Origin of the sequence: Rhodococcus sp. 114MFTsu3.1 (genome assembly GCF_000383555.1) — a bacterium.
Lineage (GTDB): Bacteria > Actinomycetota > Actinomycetes > Mycobacteriales > Mycobacteriaceae > Rhodococcoides > Rhodococcoides fascians_E.
Genome location: NZ_KB911555.1, coordinates 108187 through 124134, shown reverse-complemented (window position 1 = coordinate 124134; position 15948 = coordinate 108187). Strand labels below are relative to the sequence as shown.

Sequence of the window (15948 nt, the reverse complement as noted above, 5' to 3'; positions counted from 1 at the left end):
CTGGGAGAGGTCGTCCATGGTGCGGCTCACGTTTGCAACGCCCGTGCGCGGGCACAATGGCGCTGTGGAACTGATGAAGATGGACGACGCGACCAAGCGTCGTGATCTGCGCAAGATGAAGGTCGTCGCGACCGGATTCCTTGCGTTCGCGACGGTGGTCTACCTGATCTGCCGTTGGCAGGAATCCCGCGGTGCGGGGGAGTGGGTCGGGTACGTCAGGGCGGCGTCCGAGGCGGGCATGGTGGGTGCGCTCGCCGACTGGTTCGCGGTGACCGCGTTGTTCAAGCATCCGCTCGGCATTCCGATTCCGCACACCGCGATCATCAGGAAGAAGAAGGATCAGCTCGGATCCTCGCTCGGATCCTTCGTGGGGAGCAACTTCCTCGCGCCCGACGTCGTGTCGGAGAAAGTACGGTCCGCGCAGATCCCGCTGCGGCTCGGAACGTGGCTCGCCGAGCCGCAGAACGCCGAACGTGTCGCCGCGGAATCCGCGACGATTCTGCACGGCGCCGTCGAAGTCCTGAAGGACGAGGACATCACCCAGATCATCGACAGCACCATCGTCAAACGTCTCGGCGATCCACAGTGGGGGCCGCCCATCGGACGCGTGCTCGACGAGCTGATCAAGGAGAACCGGCAGCTACCGCTCATCGACATGCTGGCCGAGCGCGCACACCAGTGGGCCCTCGGCAGTGAGGAGACCATCGAGCGCGTCGTGTCCCGTGACTCACCGACGTGGTCGCCGAAGTTCGTCGACGCCCTGCTCGGCGAGAAGATCTACAAGGAACTCGTCGAGTTCACCTGGAAGGTTCGGTCCAACCCGCAGCACGAACTGCGCCTGGCCGCCAACAAGTTCCTCGTCGACTACGCCCACGATCTGCAGAACGACCCCGCGACCATCGAGAAGGCGGAGTCGCTCAAAGCGCAGATCATGGGCCGTGAGGAGATCACCGGGCTCGCCGCGGCAACGTGGAAGGTGGCCAAGCGGCTCATCACCGAATCCGTGGACGACCCGTCCAGCACCCTGCGACGCAAGGTCAGCGAGAACGTCGCGAGCTGGGGCGCGAGAATCCGCGACGACGAGGAACTGCGCGCCAAGGTCGACGGATGGCTGCTCGGCGGGGCCCGCTACGTGGCGTCCAACTACGCGGACGAGATCACGACGATCATCACCGACACCGTCGCACGATGGGACGCCGACGAGGCGAGCCGCAAGATCGAACTACAGGTCGGTCGCGATCTGCAGTTCATTCGTATCAACGGCACCGTCGTCGGTTCCTTCGCCGGACTGGTGATCTACACGTTGTCGCACCTGCTGTTCGGCTGATGGCAACTACTGCTAGCAGAGTGCTTGCAATAGTTAGCACCCTTGGGTAGCCTCGGACGAGTACACCGAAGACCACAAGTTCGAGACACACGAAACGAGTGGTGACCATGACCCCCAGCAGTGAAGATCCGATCGACAGTCAGATCGACAACCAGGGGATAGTCGCGAAGGTGTCCGAGGCGACGGACGTCGTGGCCGAAGCGAGCGACCTCGTCGCAAGCGTCGTCACAACCGCGGCGTCGGACATCGGTAGTTACATCCGTAGCCAGCGCGAGGCAGCCCAGGTATCCATGCGGCAACTCGCGTCGAGGGCGGGGGTGAGCAATCCGTATCTCAGCCAGATCGAGCGCGGATTGCGCAAGCCCTCCGCCGAGGTGCTCACGCAGATCGCCAAGGGTCTACGTGTGTCATCGGAAGCTTTGTACGTACGGGCCGGGTTCTTGGAAGAACGACCACACGGTCCAGTCCGGGACGCGTTGCTCGGCGACACGGAGATCACCGAACGGCAGAAGCACGTGCTGATCGAGATCTACGACTCGTTCCGCCGAGAGAACGACCAGAAGAACGCAGCCGGACCAGATCCGACAACCGACACCGAATCACCCTTACAGGAGTCTTCCCATGACTGATCCCAGGAACTTCGACAACGTCAAAACCCCCCTCTACGCCGCAGTCGGCGCAGGCGATGCCGTCGTTCAGGCCGTCGCCGACGTCGTTTCGCAGGTACGCAGTCGCGCCGAGACGCGCGGTAGCGAGGTCACCGATCGCGTCGACACGGCACGGGCACGGATCGCCGACCTGTCCGAGGACGTCACCGAAGGAGTCGAGTCCCTTCGCGAGCGCTTGGCGAACCTTCCCGCCGAACTCCCCGACGAGATCGCGGATCTGCGTGAGCGCTTCACCCCGGAAGAACTGCGCAAGGTCGCCGAGGCGTACCTGAAGGTCGCGTCCGATCTCTACACCTCGCTCGCCGAGCGCGGCGAAGAGACCGTCGAGCGGATTCGCCGCACCCCCGCCGTCGAAGAAGGACTCGAGCGTGCCAACTCCGCCGCCAACGACGTCGTCGACCTGACCGAGCAGGCTCTCGGCACCGTCGCCTCGCAGACCCGTGCAGTCGGTGAGCGCGCTGCCGCACTCGCAGGCATCGCGTCGGACAAGGTCCGCGACACCGCCGACGACATCTCCGATTCGGCCGAGGAACTGGCCGAGGGCATCGACGAGGCGGGCGAAGGCGCCAAGGAAGCCGCAACCGACGCATCGCAGAAGGTGAGCGGCGTGGCAGGCAAGGTCGAGTCCAAGACCCGCGGCACCGCCAACGCTCCGATCAAGAAGGCTGCGCCCGCCAAGAAGGCGACGCCGGCAACCGCAGCGAAGAAGGCACCGGCCAAGAAGGCTCCGGCCAAGAAGACCACCAGCTGAGCGTCCGAACGGCTGTCGACCCCTGCACCGAGCGGTGCAGGGGTCGAATTGCCCAGTTCGAGTGGTTAGTATGGGCCTTGTGCCAGCCGTAGACAGCCTCACCGGACTGATCCTTCTCGTCCTGCGCTTCATCGCGCTGGCCGGCGCCGCCTACGCGGTGTTCCACGCAGTCAGGCAGCGGCCCGACGCTTTCACCGCGGTGGACAAGTTGACCAAGCCCGTCTGGCTGGGAATCCTCGTCGTGGCGTTGCTCGTCATCTTTGCGTTCGGAATCAACTTCATCGGCCTGATCGGCATCGTCGCGGTCTGCGTCTACCTGGTCGACGTCCGACCGAAGGTCGACAGCATCCAGCGCGGCGGCTCGCGCTGGTAGATCCTCGCTCGCCGATCCCGCGGGGCGTGGGCCTATCTTCTAGGGATGATGGAGTACCGGGTCGACGATCTGGCGCGTCGCGCAGGGGTGAGCGTTCGTAACGTCCGCGTCTACCAGGACCGTGGACTGCTTCCGCCGCCGCGGAAAGAAGGACGAACCGGCTGGTACAGCGAGTCTCACCTCGCCCGGCTGGAGCTGATCAGCCGGATGCTCGACCGCGGGTACACCTTCGCAACCATCAGCGAACTGCTGATCGCAGCGCAGTCCGGGCTCCGCATCGAGGACGTTCTGACCGCCGACGACGTCGACGACACCGCCCGCAGGCAACGGGAATCGACCCGCGTGACCCGCGAGGACATCACCCGGAAGTTCGCCCGAGGCATCACCGACGACGAACTCGACCGGGGGGTTGCCCTCGGCGTACTGGCCCGCAGCTCGGATGGCTACCGCGTCGACCAGCCGGATCTGCTCGACGCCGCGACACTGCTCCACGACGCGGGAACCTCGGTCGGTCGCATCCTCGACGAGACCGAAGCGGTGCAGAAGGACCTCGATGACGTCGCCGCAAGGTTTGTGTCGTTGATCACAGACAAATTCGTCGGCGAAGGCAAGGATCCGTTCGACACCGATGCCCTGACCGTAGGGCAACTGGCAACGCTGATCGACAACCTCCGGCCGCTCACGCATCGCGTGGTCGGAGCGCTGTTCCGGGAAGCAATGGAACACCGAATCACGTTGACCATGGAAGAGATGGTCGCGCAGTACAGCGCGGAAGGCGACACTGCGTCGGAAGGCGCGGCACTGTCGCAGACAGGGGAGGCTTGAAGTGGTTACACGCAAGGCAGTCGAGGCAACGATTCTCGGAGTCGGAGGTCTCGCGGCGATTGCGGGCATCGGTGCCCTCGTCCGCAGAAATCGCCACGCGAACAGTTTCGTCCGCGCGGCGGACAGTCGACCCGACGAGCTGCTGCACCAGCCGACACACGTTCCTCGGACCGTCCCCGTCGTCACCGACGACGGCGCGCAACTGCACGTGCGGATCTACGGAGACCCCGACGCACAGCCGATCGTGTTCAGCCACGGTTGGACGTGCTCGGTGGACTACTGGACACCGCAGATCAACGCCTTCGCGGACAACTACAAGGTCATCGTCTACGACCAGCGTGGCCACGGTCGCAGCGACGTCGGCACCAGGCCGCTCGGCCCCGACGTACTCGCCGACGACCTCGCGGACGTTCTCGCGGCCACTGTCGATGAATCGGACAAGGCGGTGCTCGTCGGCCACAGCATGGGCGGAATGTCGATCATGGCCTGGGCGGGGCGGTACCCCGAACAGGTCGACCGCCTGGTGAGCGCAGTCCTGCTCGCCTCGACCGCCACGGACAGCCTGGTACGTGAGACCACGGTCATCCCGCTCCCTCAGCGATTCCCGCGGGTACCCGTGCCCGTCGGGCGGGTGGTCCTCAAATCAGCGGTCCCGCTACGACCGTCGTCCGTCACCCGCCACGCCATCAAGTACGTGTCGATGGCGCCGGGATCGACGCCTGCCGAGGTCGCGTTCTGCGAGAAGATCGTGCTCGAGTGTGCGCCCCGAACCCGAGGAATCTGGGGCGCTGCACTCACCGACCTCGACATTCACGAGGCGCTGAAGAACCTCAACGTGCCGACGACCGTGCTCGTGGGAACCGCGGACCGGCTCACGCCTCCCGTGCACGCCCGCAAACTGGCCGAAGCGCTCGACGCCCACGACCACCTCAGCGCCCTCGTCGAGATTCCCGGCATCGGCCACATGAGTTCGGTCGAGGCCATCGACGAGTTCAACGCCGAAGTCGCGCGCCTGCGCAACTTGTGAAGCCCGCGGGCAACTAGCTGAAGACGACTGTCTTACGGCCGTGGACCAGGACACGGTCCTCCAGATGCCATCGGAGGCCACGGGAGAGAACGAGCTTCTCGATGTCCCGGCCCTGGCGCACCATGTCGGTGACCTCGTCGGAGTGGTCGACGCGAATGACGTCCTGTTCGATGATCGGGCCGGCGTCGAGCTCGGCCGTCACGTAATGGCAGGTCGCTCCGATCAGCTTCACGCCACGGGCGAATGCCTGGTGGTAAGGGCGTGCGCCGACGAACGACGGCAGGAAGCTGTGGTGGATGTTCAGCGCGCGGCCGGCCCAGTGCTCGCACAGATCCTCCGGCAACACCTGCATGAACCGGGCGAGAACGACGGCGTGGGGATCATAGGAGTCGACCAGCTCGCGAACCCGATCGAACGCCGGGCCTCGTTCGGCCGGATCCTTCGCGAACTCGACATGATGGAACGTGATGCCGTGCGCTGTCGCCACCGGTTCCAGCGACTTGTGATTACCGATCACGGCCGAGATCTCGGCAGGTAGCTCGCCGCCCGCCGCGCGGCCCAACAGATCGTGCAGGCAGTGCGCTTCCTTGCTGACGAGAAGTACGACGCGTTTGCGCTCGCCGGAATCCTGAAGCGTCCACTCCGTTTCGGGGCCGATGTCGTCGGCGACTTCCTGGAATCGTGCGCGTAGATCCTCGATGCTCATGTTCACCGACGACGCCCGGACGGCCTGGCGGGTGAAGAACCAGCCCGTGTCCGGGTCGGCGTGATACGCGGCTTCGACGATCCAGCCGCCGACGTCCGCGAGGAACGAGGAAATCCTGGCAACGATGCCGGTGGTGTCGGGGCACCCGAGGGACAGAACGTAGCGACGGTCGTCGGCTACAGCAGCGGAACTCATGCGTCGATTCTCTCAGGCGGTCCTGACGCCGGTTGCGACCAGTGTGGTGGCGTCGACGAAATCGATACCGCGCTCGGTCAGCAGCTCGCCGAACTCCCGTCGGATCGCGAGTGTGGTGGACTCGTCGAAGTTGCTCAAGGCGCCACGAAAGCCGCTGCCCAACACGAAGTTCCACACGAACTCCTCGGTGGCGGGAACGTGATTGGACAGTTCCTGAACCTGTACGTCGCTGCATCCCTCCGACTGCAGCCACTCGGCCAGGGAGTCCGCTGTCTCCACCCGTCGGATGGGGTTGGTGTCGTAGTTGCTCCTCGACCGAGGACCGTTGTGCGCGACGTCCGGCGCGTAGCGGGCAACGACGTCGAAGAACGCGTTACCGAACGCTTCCACCGCGCCCTTGCGCCACACGGTGACGCCGACACGACCGCCAGGTCGAACCAAGCGAACCAGGCGCGCGAACGAGATGTCCATGTCCGGAAGAAAGAAGATGCCGTAGGAGCAGGACAACGCGTCGTAGCCGTCCGGAACGGAACTCGGTGTCTCCCACTCGGTGGCGTCGGCGCACACGAAGTCGATGTTGCGCAGTGCGGCCGCCGTGGCCTTCACCCGCCCGACCTCGAGGAGGTCGTCGGCGAGATCGATGGCGTGGACGATGCCGTCCGGACCCACTGCCTGCGCTGCGGGGAGCGCCGACGCGCCCGTACCCGTGCAGACGTCGAGCACCGCGTCCCCGGCCCTCAATGCGAGCGCGAACGCCAACGACTGGCCTGCCGGACCCCAGACGAGCGGGGTGACGGAGTCGAAATCGGAACTCGTGGAATTGAAAGTGCCTGCGACGCTCATGACCGATGAGTTTATGTCGTTCGGGGGCTGTGGTTGGGTGGTCTCATGTCTCTCTCACGCGGAGCCCTCGCCCGAATGGTCGACCACACCCTGCTCAAGCCCGAAGCCACGTCCGACGACGTGACTGCACTCATCGCCGAGGGCCTCGAACTCGGTGTCCTCGCAGTCTGCGTGTCACCCTCGATGCTGCCGATCAGGGCCGACGGACTCGTCGTCGCCGCAGTCGCGGGATTCCCGTCGGGCAAACATCATTCGCTCGTCAAGGGAGCGGAAGCGCGGCTCGCCGTCGATCAAGGTGCGCAGGAAATCGACATGGTCATCGACGTCGGAGCCGCAGTCGCCGGCGACTACAACGCTGTGCTGTCGGACATCCTGACCGTCCGCGAAGCCATCGGACCGACGGCTGTGCTCAAGGTGATCATCGAATCGGCAGCCCTGTCCGACGACGCGATCGTCGAAACCTGCCGCGTCGCGGAGAAAGCCGGTGCCAACTTCGTCAAGACCTCCACCGGCTTCCATCCGGCAGGCGGCGCCAGCGTCGAAGCAGTGCGGTTGATGGCGGAGACCGTCGGCGGACGACTCGGCGTCAAGGCCAGCGGCGGCATCCGTACGACGGACGCCGCCCTGGCGATGATCGACGCGGGCGCAACCCGATTGGGTCTCTCGGGTACTCGCGCCGTCTTGGCAGGAGTGGAGCCTGCGGAATGACCGAATGGCAGGGGTGTAGGGGCCAGTTTCCGCTACGCGAGCATTCCGCAGCCTTCGGGAGCCTCGACCGTCTGACCCGGTTGGGCGGCGGGAATCGAGTACTGCCCGCCCTGCAGGTTCAGTGCGATGCCGCTGTCGGTGACGGTCAACGACGTCGGCGTCATGTCCAGCGGGTACTGCTGGAGGCTGTCGGAGAGGACGCCGACGATGCTGTCGACGAGGTCGGTCGGGATGCCGAGGCCGAGGATCGATGCGTCGACGGTCTGGACGTCGACGCGGTCGCCGGTGACGGTCGGCTTCACGGTCAACTGCGCGAGGCCGCCCACCGCGAAGGACAGCGTGCCCGCCGCGGCGTCCGACGTCACACCGGAGACGAGGGCACCGATGCCCTGGGACTGCAGGGTGCGGGCGATTCCGTCGGTCGACCACGAGATGTCGGCGCTGGAGCTGCCGATGGTCCCGTTGCTGTCCGCGGTCTGCGCGAGGTCGACGTCCTCCACCTCCGCGTGGACGGTCATGCCCTCGGCGGGGCCGAAGCGGGCATCGTTCGAATCGAGCGTGACCGAAGAAACCTGCTTGTCGACGAGCGAGATCAGAATGGGCTTCCATCCGAGACCGACGTCGACCTGGCTGCCGATCTCGGACTCCAGTTGGCCGGCGAGGCACGACTTGATCTGCTGCCGGAAATACAGTTCCCCGCCGAGCAACGCCGCGACGAGAACGAGTACGACGAGCACCGCGATCATGGGAGCTTTGCTTCGTGTCATTCGCCGCAGTCTTCCCGATGATTCTGAAAGTCCTCTGTGAAACAGAGATACAAGCGCGGGAAAGATGGATCGACACGGGAGTAGTGCCGATTCTTTGTGATGTGCAACACAGATTGTCGTACGCTGGGGCGCATGAGCACGTTACGGCCGAGCACCGTCGAACTGCGTCGTCTGGCAGCACGCCAAGACGGATACTTCACCACCGAGCAGGCCGAGGCCCTGGGCTTCGAGGCCCCTGCAGTGGTCGCCAACATCGCCGTCGGCGACTGGACCAAAGTGGAACGAAACCTGTGCCGGCTGACCGACTGGCCGCACAGCGACCTCGAACAGTTCGCCATGTGGTGCGCGTGGTTCGGTGGTGATGCTGTGATCTCTCACCAAAGTGCCGCCGAGCTACACGGATTCGGACACCTGCACCCGCAGTTCGTGCACGTCTCCGCGTACACCAACCTGCGTCTGACCGACACGCGCCTCGCCGTGCACCGACTGCAGCTGTCTCCGAAGGACTTCGAGTCCACCGGCACGTTCCGGATGACCACCCCGGTCCGAACTGTCCTGGACCTCGCCGCCGGAGGAATCTCCCAGATCACCCTCGACGAAGTGGTGGGCGACGCCGTCGCCATCGGCCGCGTCGACCCGGGAACCCTGTACGACGAAGCCGTCGGCGGGCCGGAACGAGTGGCCGAACGCGTCGAGCTCGCCCTCTCGTCCTGCACCTAGGTCTCGGCGGGCGCCACAGCATCCCAGGGAACGGTGAGGATGTTGTCGCGTAGCCTGCGCCGCGGCGCCGTGGTGGGAAGACCCTCGGCGACCAACTGATTCAAGGCCGCCCGCCATCGCACTCGCGGGCCGAACGGTGCCAGCGGCGCCGCCGTCGACCACGCCCTGTCCGCGGCGCGCAGCACCGCATGAATGCGTTCACCCGGCACATTGCGGTGAATCAACGCCTTCGGCAGACGCTCCGCGATGTCCGACGGCGTCGCGACGGTGAACGGATCCCACGCCAAGGTCAACGAGATCGGACCCTGCTGCCCGACGAGCACCCACGCGCACCGACGGCCGAGTTCGTCGCACGTCCCGTCGACCAGGAGCCCGCCGGGTTCGAGCCCGGACAGGATGCGGGCCCAGGCGTCGGGAACAGCGTCCTCGGGGTACTGCCGCAGCACGTTGAACGCGCGAACCAGGTTCGGTCGGAGGCCGGCGAGCTCGAAGCCGCCGCGCGCGAACGTGACGTTCTCCTGCGACTCGACAACTCGTGCGGGATCGATCTCGAGGCCGGTGACCCGCAGGTCCGGCCGAACGGTTCGGAGCCGACGAGCCAGCTCGAGCGTCGTGTCCGGCCGTGCGCCGTACCCGAGATCGACGACCAAGGGATCGAGTGCATCGGTCAGCACACGGCGCACCAGTGGATCGTGCATCAGCCACCGATCACTGCGGCGGAGGCGGTTGATGCCGGTGGTGCCGCGGGTAACAGTGCCTTCAGGAGTGGAGCCTGCGGAACGACCCGGTTGGCCAGGAGTGGAGCCTCTAGTTGTTCTGGGCAAGCCAGTCGGCGGTGACTTCGCCTTCGCCGCGCCAGAGGTCTCGGAGGTTGACGAGCATGAGCTGTTCCAGTTTTCCGCCGACGAAAGGAAGGAACACCTTGGCCTCGGAGGAGGTCCGCAGCGTCGAGCCCGTGTCGGTGGAGAACAGCGAGGTGACGCCCTTGAGGCTGCCGGGGCCGGCGGGGATGGAGGCGTCGTATTTGCCTTCGGTGGTGTCCGAGTAGGGGTCGAAGTGCACGTTGCGGGTGATGACCATGTCCTTCTTCATGACCGTCTGCGCGATGTCCGGCAGTTCGGTCCTGGGAATGATGTGGTGCATCACGACGTCGATGCCTGCGTCGGAGACCTCGAAGCTCTTCAGCTCGTTGTGGGAGTACTTCTTCATCTCCTCGATGCGAGCGTCCCAGTGATCGCGGCTCGACAATGCCGCGTACACCTGCTCGGTGGAGTAGGTGAACCGGGCTGAGTAGTTCATTCGGCGCGCCATAACCGGAGAGGGTACCTATCCGAGGTTGTCCGCGATCCAGTTGCCCGTGAAGTCGTGCTCGTTGTCGATGAGCCCCAGTACCTGCTCGCTGATCATCGCTTCGATCTTGCTCCCGAAGAGAGGGATCTTGACCTCGGTGGTTCCGGACAGCGACATCGTCGACGACGTGTCGTCGCCTTCGAGGAGCGTGGTGCCGGAAATGGTTGCCGGAGCGCCGTCGACGGTGGCTCCGAACTTGCCCTCGGCGCGACCGCCGCCGAGAGGACCCCACGACTCGGTGCGCTCGATGATCAGCGGGCCCTTCTTGAAGGCGGTGACCGCGGCGGGGAGTTCCTCCTCGGGAACCGACTGCGTGATGACGACGCTGATGGTTCCGTTGATCGCGGTGACGCTCACCAACTGTGCGCCCGGACCGCCGATCTGCTCGATGCGGTCCTTCCAGTACTTCTCGGACACGAGCGCGGCGTGCACCTTGTCGACGGGTGCGGGAACGGGCGCGCTGTGCGCGATGGGGCGAGGCATAGGCGGAGGGTACCGGTGGCTCCCGACATCCGCGTCGACCGGTACCCTGGACTCCCGTGCCTACCGCAATTTCCGAGCTCACCACCATGCGACTCGGTGGCCCGGCTCGCGAGTTCGCCGTCGCAACGACGTCCGACGAACTCGTCTCCCTCGTGCGCGACGCCGATGCGTCGGGAACCCCGGTGCTGTTGGTCGGTGGCGGATCCAACCTCGTCGTCGGGGACCAGGGTTTCGACGGTCTGGTGATCAAGGTCGAGACGTCGGGAGTGCGCGTCGACGGTGATTCCATGTGGGTCGCTGCCGGTGAGCGGTGGGACTCCGTCGTCGCCGCGTCGTTGGACGAGGGTCTTGCCGGGATCGAAACCCTGTCCGGCATTCCTGGATTGGCCGGTGCGACGCCGGTGCAGAACGTCGGTGCGTACGGCACGGTCACGTCCGACGTGCTGGAATCGCTGACGGTGTACGACCGCGAGACAGGCGAGACCGCCGTCTGGTCGCCGGACCGATGTGGTTTCGGATTGCACCGTCAGTCGGTGTTCAAGCATTCGATGCGATACGTCATTCTCGACACGACGATGGGGTTGCGACGGTCCGTGTCCTCCGATCCTGTCCGCTACGCCGGTCTCGCGGACCGGCTCGGCGTCGACATCGGTGACACGGTCCCTGCTCTCGATGTGAGAGAAGCCGTACTCGATCTGCGTGGCCAGAAGGGCATGGTGCTCGACGCGGCAGATCACGACACGTGGAGCGTCGGCTCGTTCTTCCTGAATCCGGTGCTGACGGAGATCCCCGCGTCCGCATCGAGGGCGCCTCAGTATCCGGACCCGTCGGGCATCAAGATCCATGCCGCCTGGTTGATCCAGAACGCCGGCTTCGCGCACGGCTACGGCACGGAGTTCGGCAACGGAACAGTGTCGTTGTCCACCAAGCACGTGCTGGCCATCACCAATCGCGGCGGGGCGAGCACGTCGGACGTCATGGCGTTGGCGTCGCACATTCGTGACGGAGTGGAAGCCGAGTTCGGCATCACCTTGGTGCCGGAGTGCGATCTCGTCGGCTGCTCGCTGAGTTGAATCGGTAGCAGCATCGAGTCGGTGGCAGCGCCTACCATTGATTCTTCGTAGCAAGTTAAGGAGTAGTTCGTTGCAGGTCACAAGCGTCGGGCACGCGGGGTTCCACATTCGGACCGATGCAGGCACCATCCTGTGCGACCCGTGGGTCAACCCTGCCTACTTCACGTCCTGGTTCCCGTTCCCGGACAACACGCAGTTGGACTGGGACGAGCTGGGCAAGTGCGACTACCTGTACGTCTCGCACCTGCACAAGGACCACTTCGACCCCAAGAACCTCGCCGAGCACGTGGACAAGGACACCACCGTTCTGCTGCCGGACTACCCCGTGCCGGACCTCAAGCACGAGCTGGAGAAGCTCGGCTTCCACAAGTTCTTCGAGACGACGGACTCGGTCAAGCACCGCATTTCCGGTCCCAAGGGCGATCTCGACATCATGATCATCGCCCTGCGCGCACCCGCCGACGGCCCGATCGGTGACTCCGGCCTGGTCGTCTCCGACGGAGAGACCGTCGCGTTCAACATGAACGACGCCCGGCCCGTCGACCTCGACGTGTTGACGGAGGAATTCGGGCACGTCGACGTGCACATGCTGCAGTACTCGGGCGCGATCTGGTACCCGATGGTCTACGACATGGTCGAGCGCGCCAAGAAGTCGTTCGGTGAGCAGAAGCGTCAGCGTCAGATGGATCGTGCGCGCCAGTACATCGAGCAGATCGGCGCGACGTGGGTGATTCCGTCGGCAGGCCCGCCGTGTTTCCTCGACGACGAGCTCCGCTTCCTCAACGACGTGTACGAGGACCCGTCGAACATCTTCCCCGACCAGATGGTGTTCCTGGACCAGATGCGCCGCAACGGTCACGACAAGGGCCTGCTGCAGATCCCCGGCACCACGTCGACGTTCTCGGGCAGCGAGCTCGTTTCGCACGAGCACCCGATTCCCACCGAAGAAGCCGAAGCCATCTTCACCACCGGCAAGGCCCAGTACATCGAGGATTTCGCACAGCGACAGGCAGGCGTCATCGCCGCGGAGAAGGCAGCGTGGGCACCGGCCGAGGGCGAGCCACTGCTCGAGCCACTGCGAGAGCTGTTCGAGCCCATCATGATTCAAACCGACCAGATATGCGACGGCATCGGGTACCCGGTGGCCCTGATGCTCGGCGCGGAAACCGTCGTGCTCGATTTCCCCAAGCGCATCGTGCGTGAGCCCCTGCTCAAGGAGCGGTTCCGGTACAGCTTCACGATCTCGCCGCAGCTCGTGCGGACGGCCGTGCGGGACAAGGAACCGGACTGGGTCAACTCGATCTTCCTGTCCACCAGGTTCCGGGCACGACGCGTCGGGGGATACAACGAGTTCCTCTACACGTTCTTCAAGTGCCTCACCGACGAGCGCATCGCCTACGCCGACGGGTGGTTCGCCGAAGCACACGACGACACCGCCACCATCGTCAAGGACGGCTACGAGATCCAGCGTCGCTGCCCGCACCTGAAGGCGGACCTGTCGAAGTTCGGCATCGTCGAGGGCAACAAGCTGACCTGCAACCTGCACGGCTGGGACTGGAACCTCGATACCGGCCGCTGCCTGACGTCCAAGGGACACGAACTCAGGTCGACGAAGCTCTGAAGTGCGCGGATTGTCCGAATCTCCTCGAGGATTCGATGTGAATCTCCGCGCACCCGAGCTTTCGATAGTGGTTCGCCCATGAGCCGCGAGTACGTTGGAATACGTGCATGAGCAGGTAGAACAGACAAAACGGACGCGGTTGTTGTGGCTGGTCACAGCAATCGTGGCGTTGGCGGCGCTCGTCGCGGGCTGCACCATCGGTGGCACCGACGGCTCCTCCGGCGGGTCCGAGCCGACCACCGAAGCGGCTCCCGTCGCCCAAGTGACGCAGAACCCCGCCGACGGAGCCGAGGACGTCAGCCCCGTCGCGCCGATCTCCGTGGCCGTGAAGAACGGGACCCTGGCCGACGTCACCCTCACCAACCCCGACGGCAAGGTCGTCCAAGGCGCGCTGGCGCCGGACAAGGCGTCGTACTCCGTCACGGAGCCGCTGGGCTACGGCGTCTCGTACACCTGGGCGGGCAACGCCGTCGGAAGCGACGGCAAGTCCGTACCCGTCGAGGGCAGCTTCACGACGGTCACGCCGGACAGCCGCACGTCGGTGAGCACCAACATCGGTGACGGCCAGGAGGTGGGGATCGCGGCCCCGATCATCCTGCAGTTCGACTCCTCGATCGAGGACAAGGCCGCCGTCGAGAAGGCGTTGACGGTGACGACCAACCCGCCGACGCCCGGCGCGTGGGCGTGGTTCCCCGACGACAACGGCTCACGCGTCCACTGGCGCCCCACCAACTACTGGGCTCCGGGCACGACGGTGTCGGTGAAAGCGAACCTGTACGGGGTCGACTACGGCGGCGGTGCGTACGGCGCCGACGACGTGACACTCGACTTCACCATCGGTCGTAGCCAGATCGTCAAGGCGGAGGCGACGAGCCACCGCATGCAGGTCGTGCGCGACGGCCAGACCATCATGGACATCCCCGTCAGCTACGGCGAGGGCAACGAAGCGCGCAACGTCACGCGCAGCGGAGTGCACGTGGTGACCGAGAAGCACGAGGACTTCCTGATGTCGAACCCGCCGTTCTACGAGAACGTGCGCGAACGATGGGCCGTGCGGATCTCCAACAACGGCGAGTTCATCCACGCCAACCCGGAGACGACGGGTGTCCAGGGGGCGTCCAACGTGACGAACGGCTGTATCAACCTGTCGACGTCGGACGCGGAGCAGTATTTCGGGACCGCGATGTACGGCGATCCGGTCGAGGTGACGGGTACGTCCATCGATCTGTCGGCCGCCGACGGTGACCTCTACGACTGGGCGATCGACTGGCCGACGTGGGAGTCGATGTCTGCGCTCTGATGCGCATCTCAGGTGAGTGGAAATGTAGGCCCTGGGACAGGAGCGGAGCCTGCGGAGCGACCAGAAGACGCTACATTTCCACTCACACAAAGGGTTCTATTTTCTACTGAAGCGGCCGGGGCCGGCCTGGTCACGCGGCTTGATGATGATCTGATCGAGGTTCACGTGCGACGGACGTGATGCCACGAACCCGATGATCTCGGCGATGTCCCTGGCGACGAGCGGCGTGATGCCCTGATAGACGGCGTCGGCCTTGTCCTCGTCTCCGTCGAAACGGACGAGCGAGAATTCGGTTTCCACGGCTCCCGGCGCGATCTCCGTGAGCCGAACCGGCTGCCCGAGCAGCTCGCCGCGCAGCGTGCGATGCAGGACGGCCTGTGCGTGCTTGGCGGAGGTGTATCCCGAGCCGTTGTCGTACGCCTCGAAGGCGGCCACCGACGTGATGGTGACCACAAGTCCGTCGCCCGACTCGATGAGTTTCGGAAGCAGAGCCTTGGTGACACGCAGGGTGCCGAGGACGTTCGTCTCCCACATCCAGCGCCAGTCGTCGAGATCGGCATCGATGACCGGTGCCAGTCCCTTCGCGCCTCCCGCGTTGTTGATCAACACGTGAACACGGGGGATCACCGCGGTGAACGCGGCCACCGAATCTTCGTCGGTGACGTCGAGTTGCAGTGCAGTCCCGCCGATTTCGGATGCCAGCTTCTCGAGTCGATCGACGCGACGCGCACCGACGACGACGTGGTAGCCCTGCTCGGCGAGTTGGCGTGCGGTTGCCTCACCGATGCCGGAACTTGCGCCGGTGACTACGGCGATGCGGGCGTCGGACGGGATTTGTTCTGACAATGTCATGGCAGAAATTCTAGACTCCGGTCGGGCGCGGCCGGTACGCAGCGGAAATCTTGCCTGTATTGGTGATCGGGCGGGGAAGTGCTACTTTTGCGTTCATGTCCGCCAGCCACACTCCCGCACTGCGCGTCACGTACGTGACCGCTGCTCTGGGTTCCCGGCTGCCGCTCCCTCGCGAACTGTGTTGTCGCAGCTTCTAGGCCTGTAGCTTTCTCGGGATCGCTTCTCGATTCTCGGCCGTATCGGTCGTTCTGCAGGCGTCGCTCGCTCGACTTTCTCCTTCTCCAGCACCTGTGTCACCCACGATTCAAGTGGGTCTACTGCCGAGGACGAACCACAGTGTCACTTGCAACTTTGCCGGT

Annotated in this window: 18 protein-coding genes; 11 read left to right on the top strand and 7 right to left on the bottom strand. The window is 65.0% G+C overall.

The window, feature by feature from the left end; translation table 11 throughout:
* Nucleotides 1-73 precede the first annotated feature (73 nt).
* From H292_RS0120080 to H292_RS0120055, 6 genes are all read left to right on the top strand, one after another.
* Entirely contained in the window at nt 74-1327 is a 1254-nt protein-coding gene (locus H292_RS0120080; protein ID WP_170947547.1) for a DUF445 domain-containing protein, read from the top strand.
* Nucleotides 1328-1434: 107 nt separating this feature from the next.
* Nucleotides 1435-1956: a helix-turn-helix domain-containing protein gene (locus tag H292_RS0120075; RefSeq protein ID WP_371828083.1), complete on the top strand. Its 522-nt coding sequence runs from the start codon at nt 1435-1437 to the stop codon at nt 1954-1956.
* Nucleotides 1949-2746 carry a YtxH domain-containing protein gene (locus H292_RS0120070; RefSeq protein ID WP_020112547.1) on the top strand — a complete coding sequence of 266 codons (798 nt, stop codon included), beginning with the start codon at nt 1949-1951 and terminating at the stop codon, nt 2744-2746. Before H292_RS0120075 ends, H292_RS0120070 begins: the two co-directional genes overlap by 8 nt.
* Nucleotides 2747-2816: 70 nt before the next feature.
* Complete coding sequence (locus tag H292_RS0120065; RefSeq protein WP_019666552.1) at nt 2817-3119, top strand: DUF2516 family protein; 303 nt, start codon at nt 2817-2819, stop codon at nt 3117-3119.
* Between the two features lie 45 nt (nt 3120-3164).
* Complete coding sequence (locus H292_RS0120060; protein WP_027498944.1) at nt 3165-3944, top strand: MerR family transcriptional regulator; 780 nt, start codon at nt 3165-3167, stop codon at nt 3942-3944.
* A 1-nt stretch (nt 3945) separates the two neighbouring features.
* Complete coding sequence (locus H292_RS0120055) at nt 3946-4971, top strand: alpha/beta fold hydrolase (RefSeq protein ID WP_019666550.1); 1026 nt, start codon at nt 3946-3948, stop codon at nt 4969-4971.
* Nucleotides 4972-4984: 13 nt separating this feature from the next.
* On the opposite strand, the gene purU is transcribed toward H292_RS0120055, so the two are convergent.
* Both purU and H292_RS0120045 read right to left on the bottom strand, forming a co-directional pair.
* Nucleotides 4985-5872, bottom strand: coding sequence for a formyltetrahydrofolate deformylase (purU, locus tag H292_RS0120050; RefSeq protein WP_020112545.1), 888 nt, complete (start codon nt 5870-5872; stop codon nt 4985-4987).
* A 12-nt stretch (nt 5873-5884) separates the two neighbouring features.
* Nucleotides 5885-6715, bottom strand: coding sequence for a class I SAM-dependent methyltransferase (locus tag H292_RS0120045; RefSeq protein ID WP_020112544.1), 831 nt, complete (start codon nt 6713-6715; stop codon nt 5885-5887).
* Nucleotides 6716-6760: 45 nt separating this feature from the next.
* On the opposite strand from H292_RS0120045, the gene deoC reads away from it, so the two are divergent.
* Complete coding sequence (gene deoC / locus H292_RS0120040; RefSeq protein ID WP_020112543.1) at nt 6761-7423, top strand: deoxyribose-phosphate aldolase; 663 nt, start codon at nt 6761-6763, stop codon at nt 7421-7423.
* 32 nt (nt 7424-7455) lie between these two features.
* Here the strand turns inward: deoC and H292_RS0120035 are convergent, their stop codons facing one another.
* Nucleotides 7456-8190, bottom strand: a complete 735-nt coding sequence (locus H292_RS0120035; protein WP_026348048.1) for an LmeA family phospholipid-binding protein — start codon at nt 8188-8190, stop codon at nt 7456-7458.
* 132 nt (nt 8191-8322) lie between these two features.
* Here H292_RS0120035 and H292_RS0120030 point away from each other — a divergent pair, with 132 nt between their 5' ends.
* Nucleotides 8323-8910, top strand: coding sequence for a type IV toxin-antitoxin system AbiEi family antitoxin domain-containing protein (locus tag H292_RS0120030; RefSeq protein WP_019666545.1), 588 nt, complete (start codon nt 8323-8325; stop codon nt 8908-8910).
* On the opposite strand, the gene H292_RS0120025 is transcribed toward H292_RS0120030, so the two are convergent.
* The 3 genes from H292_RS0120025 to H292_RS0120015 form a co-directional block, all read right to left on the bottom strand.
* Entirely contained in the window at nt 8907-9608 is a 702-nt protein-coding gene (locus H292_RS0120025; protein WP_020112542.1) for a class I SAM-dependent methyltransferase, read from the bottom strand. The two genes, H292_RS0120030 and H292_RS0120025, sit on opposite strands and share 4 nt — an antisense overlap.
* Before the next feature lie 109 nt (nt 9609-9717).
* Entirely contained in the window at nt 9718-10221 is a 504-nt protein-coding gene (locus H292_RS0120020) for a DUF2505 domain-containing protein (protein WP_020112541.1), read from the bottom strand.
* 15 nt (nt 10222-10236) lie between these two features.
* Complete coding sequence (locus H292_RS0120015; RefSeq protein ID WP_019666542.1) at nt 10237-10743, bottom strand: DUF2505 domain-containing protein; 507 nt, start codon at nt 10741-10743, stop codon at nt 10237-10239.
* 56 nt (nt 10744-10799) lie between these two features.
* On the opposite strand from H292_RS0120015, the gene H292_RS0120010 reads away from it, so the two are divergent.
* The 3 genes from H292_RS0120010 (at nt 10800) to H292_RS0120000 (ending at nt 14737) form a co-directional block, all read left to right on the top strand.
* A complete protein-coding gene (locus tag H292_RS0120010; RefSeq protein ID WP_019666541.1) occupies nt 10800-11816 on the top strand; it encodes a UDP-N-acetylmuramate dehydrogenase in 1017 nt (338 codons plus the stop codon).
* Nucleotides 11817-11886: 70 nt separating this feature from the next.
* Entirely contained in the window at nt 11887-13437 is a 1551-nt protein-coding gene (locus tag H292_RS0120005) for an MBL fold metallo-hydrolase (RefSeq protein ID WP_019666540.1), read from the top strand.
* Nucleotides 13438-13540: 103 nt separating this feature from the next.
* A complete protein-coding gene (locus H292_RS0120000) occupies nt 13541-14737 on the top strand; it encodes a L,D-transpeptidase (RefSeq protein WP_026348046.1) in 1197 nt (398 codons plus the stop codon).
* A 96-nt stretch (nt 14738-14833) separates the two neighbouring features.
* Here the strand turns inward: H292_RS0120000 and H292_RS0119995 are convergent, their stop codons facing one another.
* Nucleotides 14834-15589 (bottom strand): SDR family NAD(P)-dependent oxidoreductase, encoded by a 756-nt coding sequence (locus H292_RS0119995; protein ID WP_020112540.1) that lies wholly within the window; start codon nt 15587-15589, stop codon nt 14834-14836.
* Nucleotides 15590-15948 lie beyond the last annotated feature (359 nt).

Bases quoted from the DNA above. Each gene is read 5' to 3' on its own strand.
- H292_RS0120080 (WP_170947547.1), top strand. From the start codon at position 74: ATGAAGATGGACGACGCGACCAAGCGTCGTGATCTGCGCAAGATGAAG.
- H292_RS0119995 (WP_020112540.1), bottom strand. From the start codon at position 15,589: ATGACATTGTCAGAACAAATCCCGTCCGACGCCCGCATCGCCGTAGTC.
- H292_RS0120065 (WP_019666552.1), top strand. From the start codon at position 2,817: ATGGGCCTTGTGCCAGCCGTAGACAGCCTCACCGGACTGATCCTTCTC.
- H292_RS0120035 (WP_026348048.1), bottom strand. From the start codon at position 8,190: ATGACACGAAGCAAAGCTCCCATGATCGCGGTGCTCGTCGTACTCGTT.
- H292_RS0120020 (WP_020112541.1), bottom strand. From the start codon at position 10,221: ATGGCGCGCCGAATGAACTACTCAGCCCGGTTCACCTACTCCACCGAG.
- H292_RS0120030 (WP_019666545.1), top strand. From the start codon at position 8,323: ATGAGCACGTTACGGCCGAGCACCGTCGAACTGCGTCGTCTGGCAGCA.
- H292_RS0120060 (WP_027498944.1), top strand. From the start codon at position 3,165: ATGATGGAGTACCGGGTCGACGATCTGGCGCGTCGCGCAGGGGTGAGC.
- H292_RS0120025 (WP_020112542.1), bottom strand. From the start codon at position 9,608: ATGCACGATCCACTGGTGCGCCGTGTGCTGACCGATGCACTCGATCCC.
- H292_RS0120070 (WP_020112547.1), top strand. From the start codon at position 1,949: ATGACTGATCCCAGGAACTTCGACAACGTCAAAACCCCCCTCTACGCC.
- deoC (WP_020112543.1), top strand. From the start codon at position 6,761: ATGTCTCTCTCACGCGGAGCCCTCGCCCGAATGGTCGACCACACCCTG.
- H292_RS0120015 (WP_019666542.1), bottom strand. From the start codon at position 10,743: ATGCCTCGCCCCATCGCGCACAGCGCGCCCGTTCCCGCACCCGTCGAC.
- H292_RS0120045 (WP_020112544.1), bottom strand. From the start codon at position 6,715: ATGAGCGTCGCAGGCACTTTCAATTCCACGAGTTCCGATTTCGACTCC.
- purU (WP_020112545.1), bottom strand. From the start codon at position 5,872: ATGAGTTCCGCTGCTGTAGCCGACGACCGTCGCTACGTTCTGTCCCTC.
- H292_RS0120075 (WP_371828083.1), top strand. From the start codon at position 1,435: ATGACCCCCAGCAGTGAAGATCCGATCGACAGTCAGATCGACAACCAG.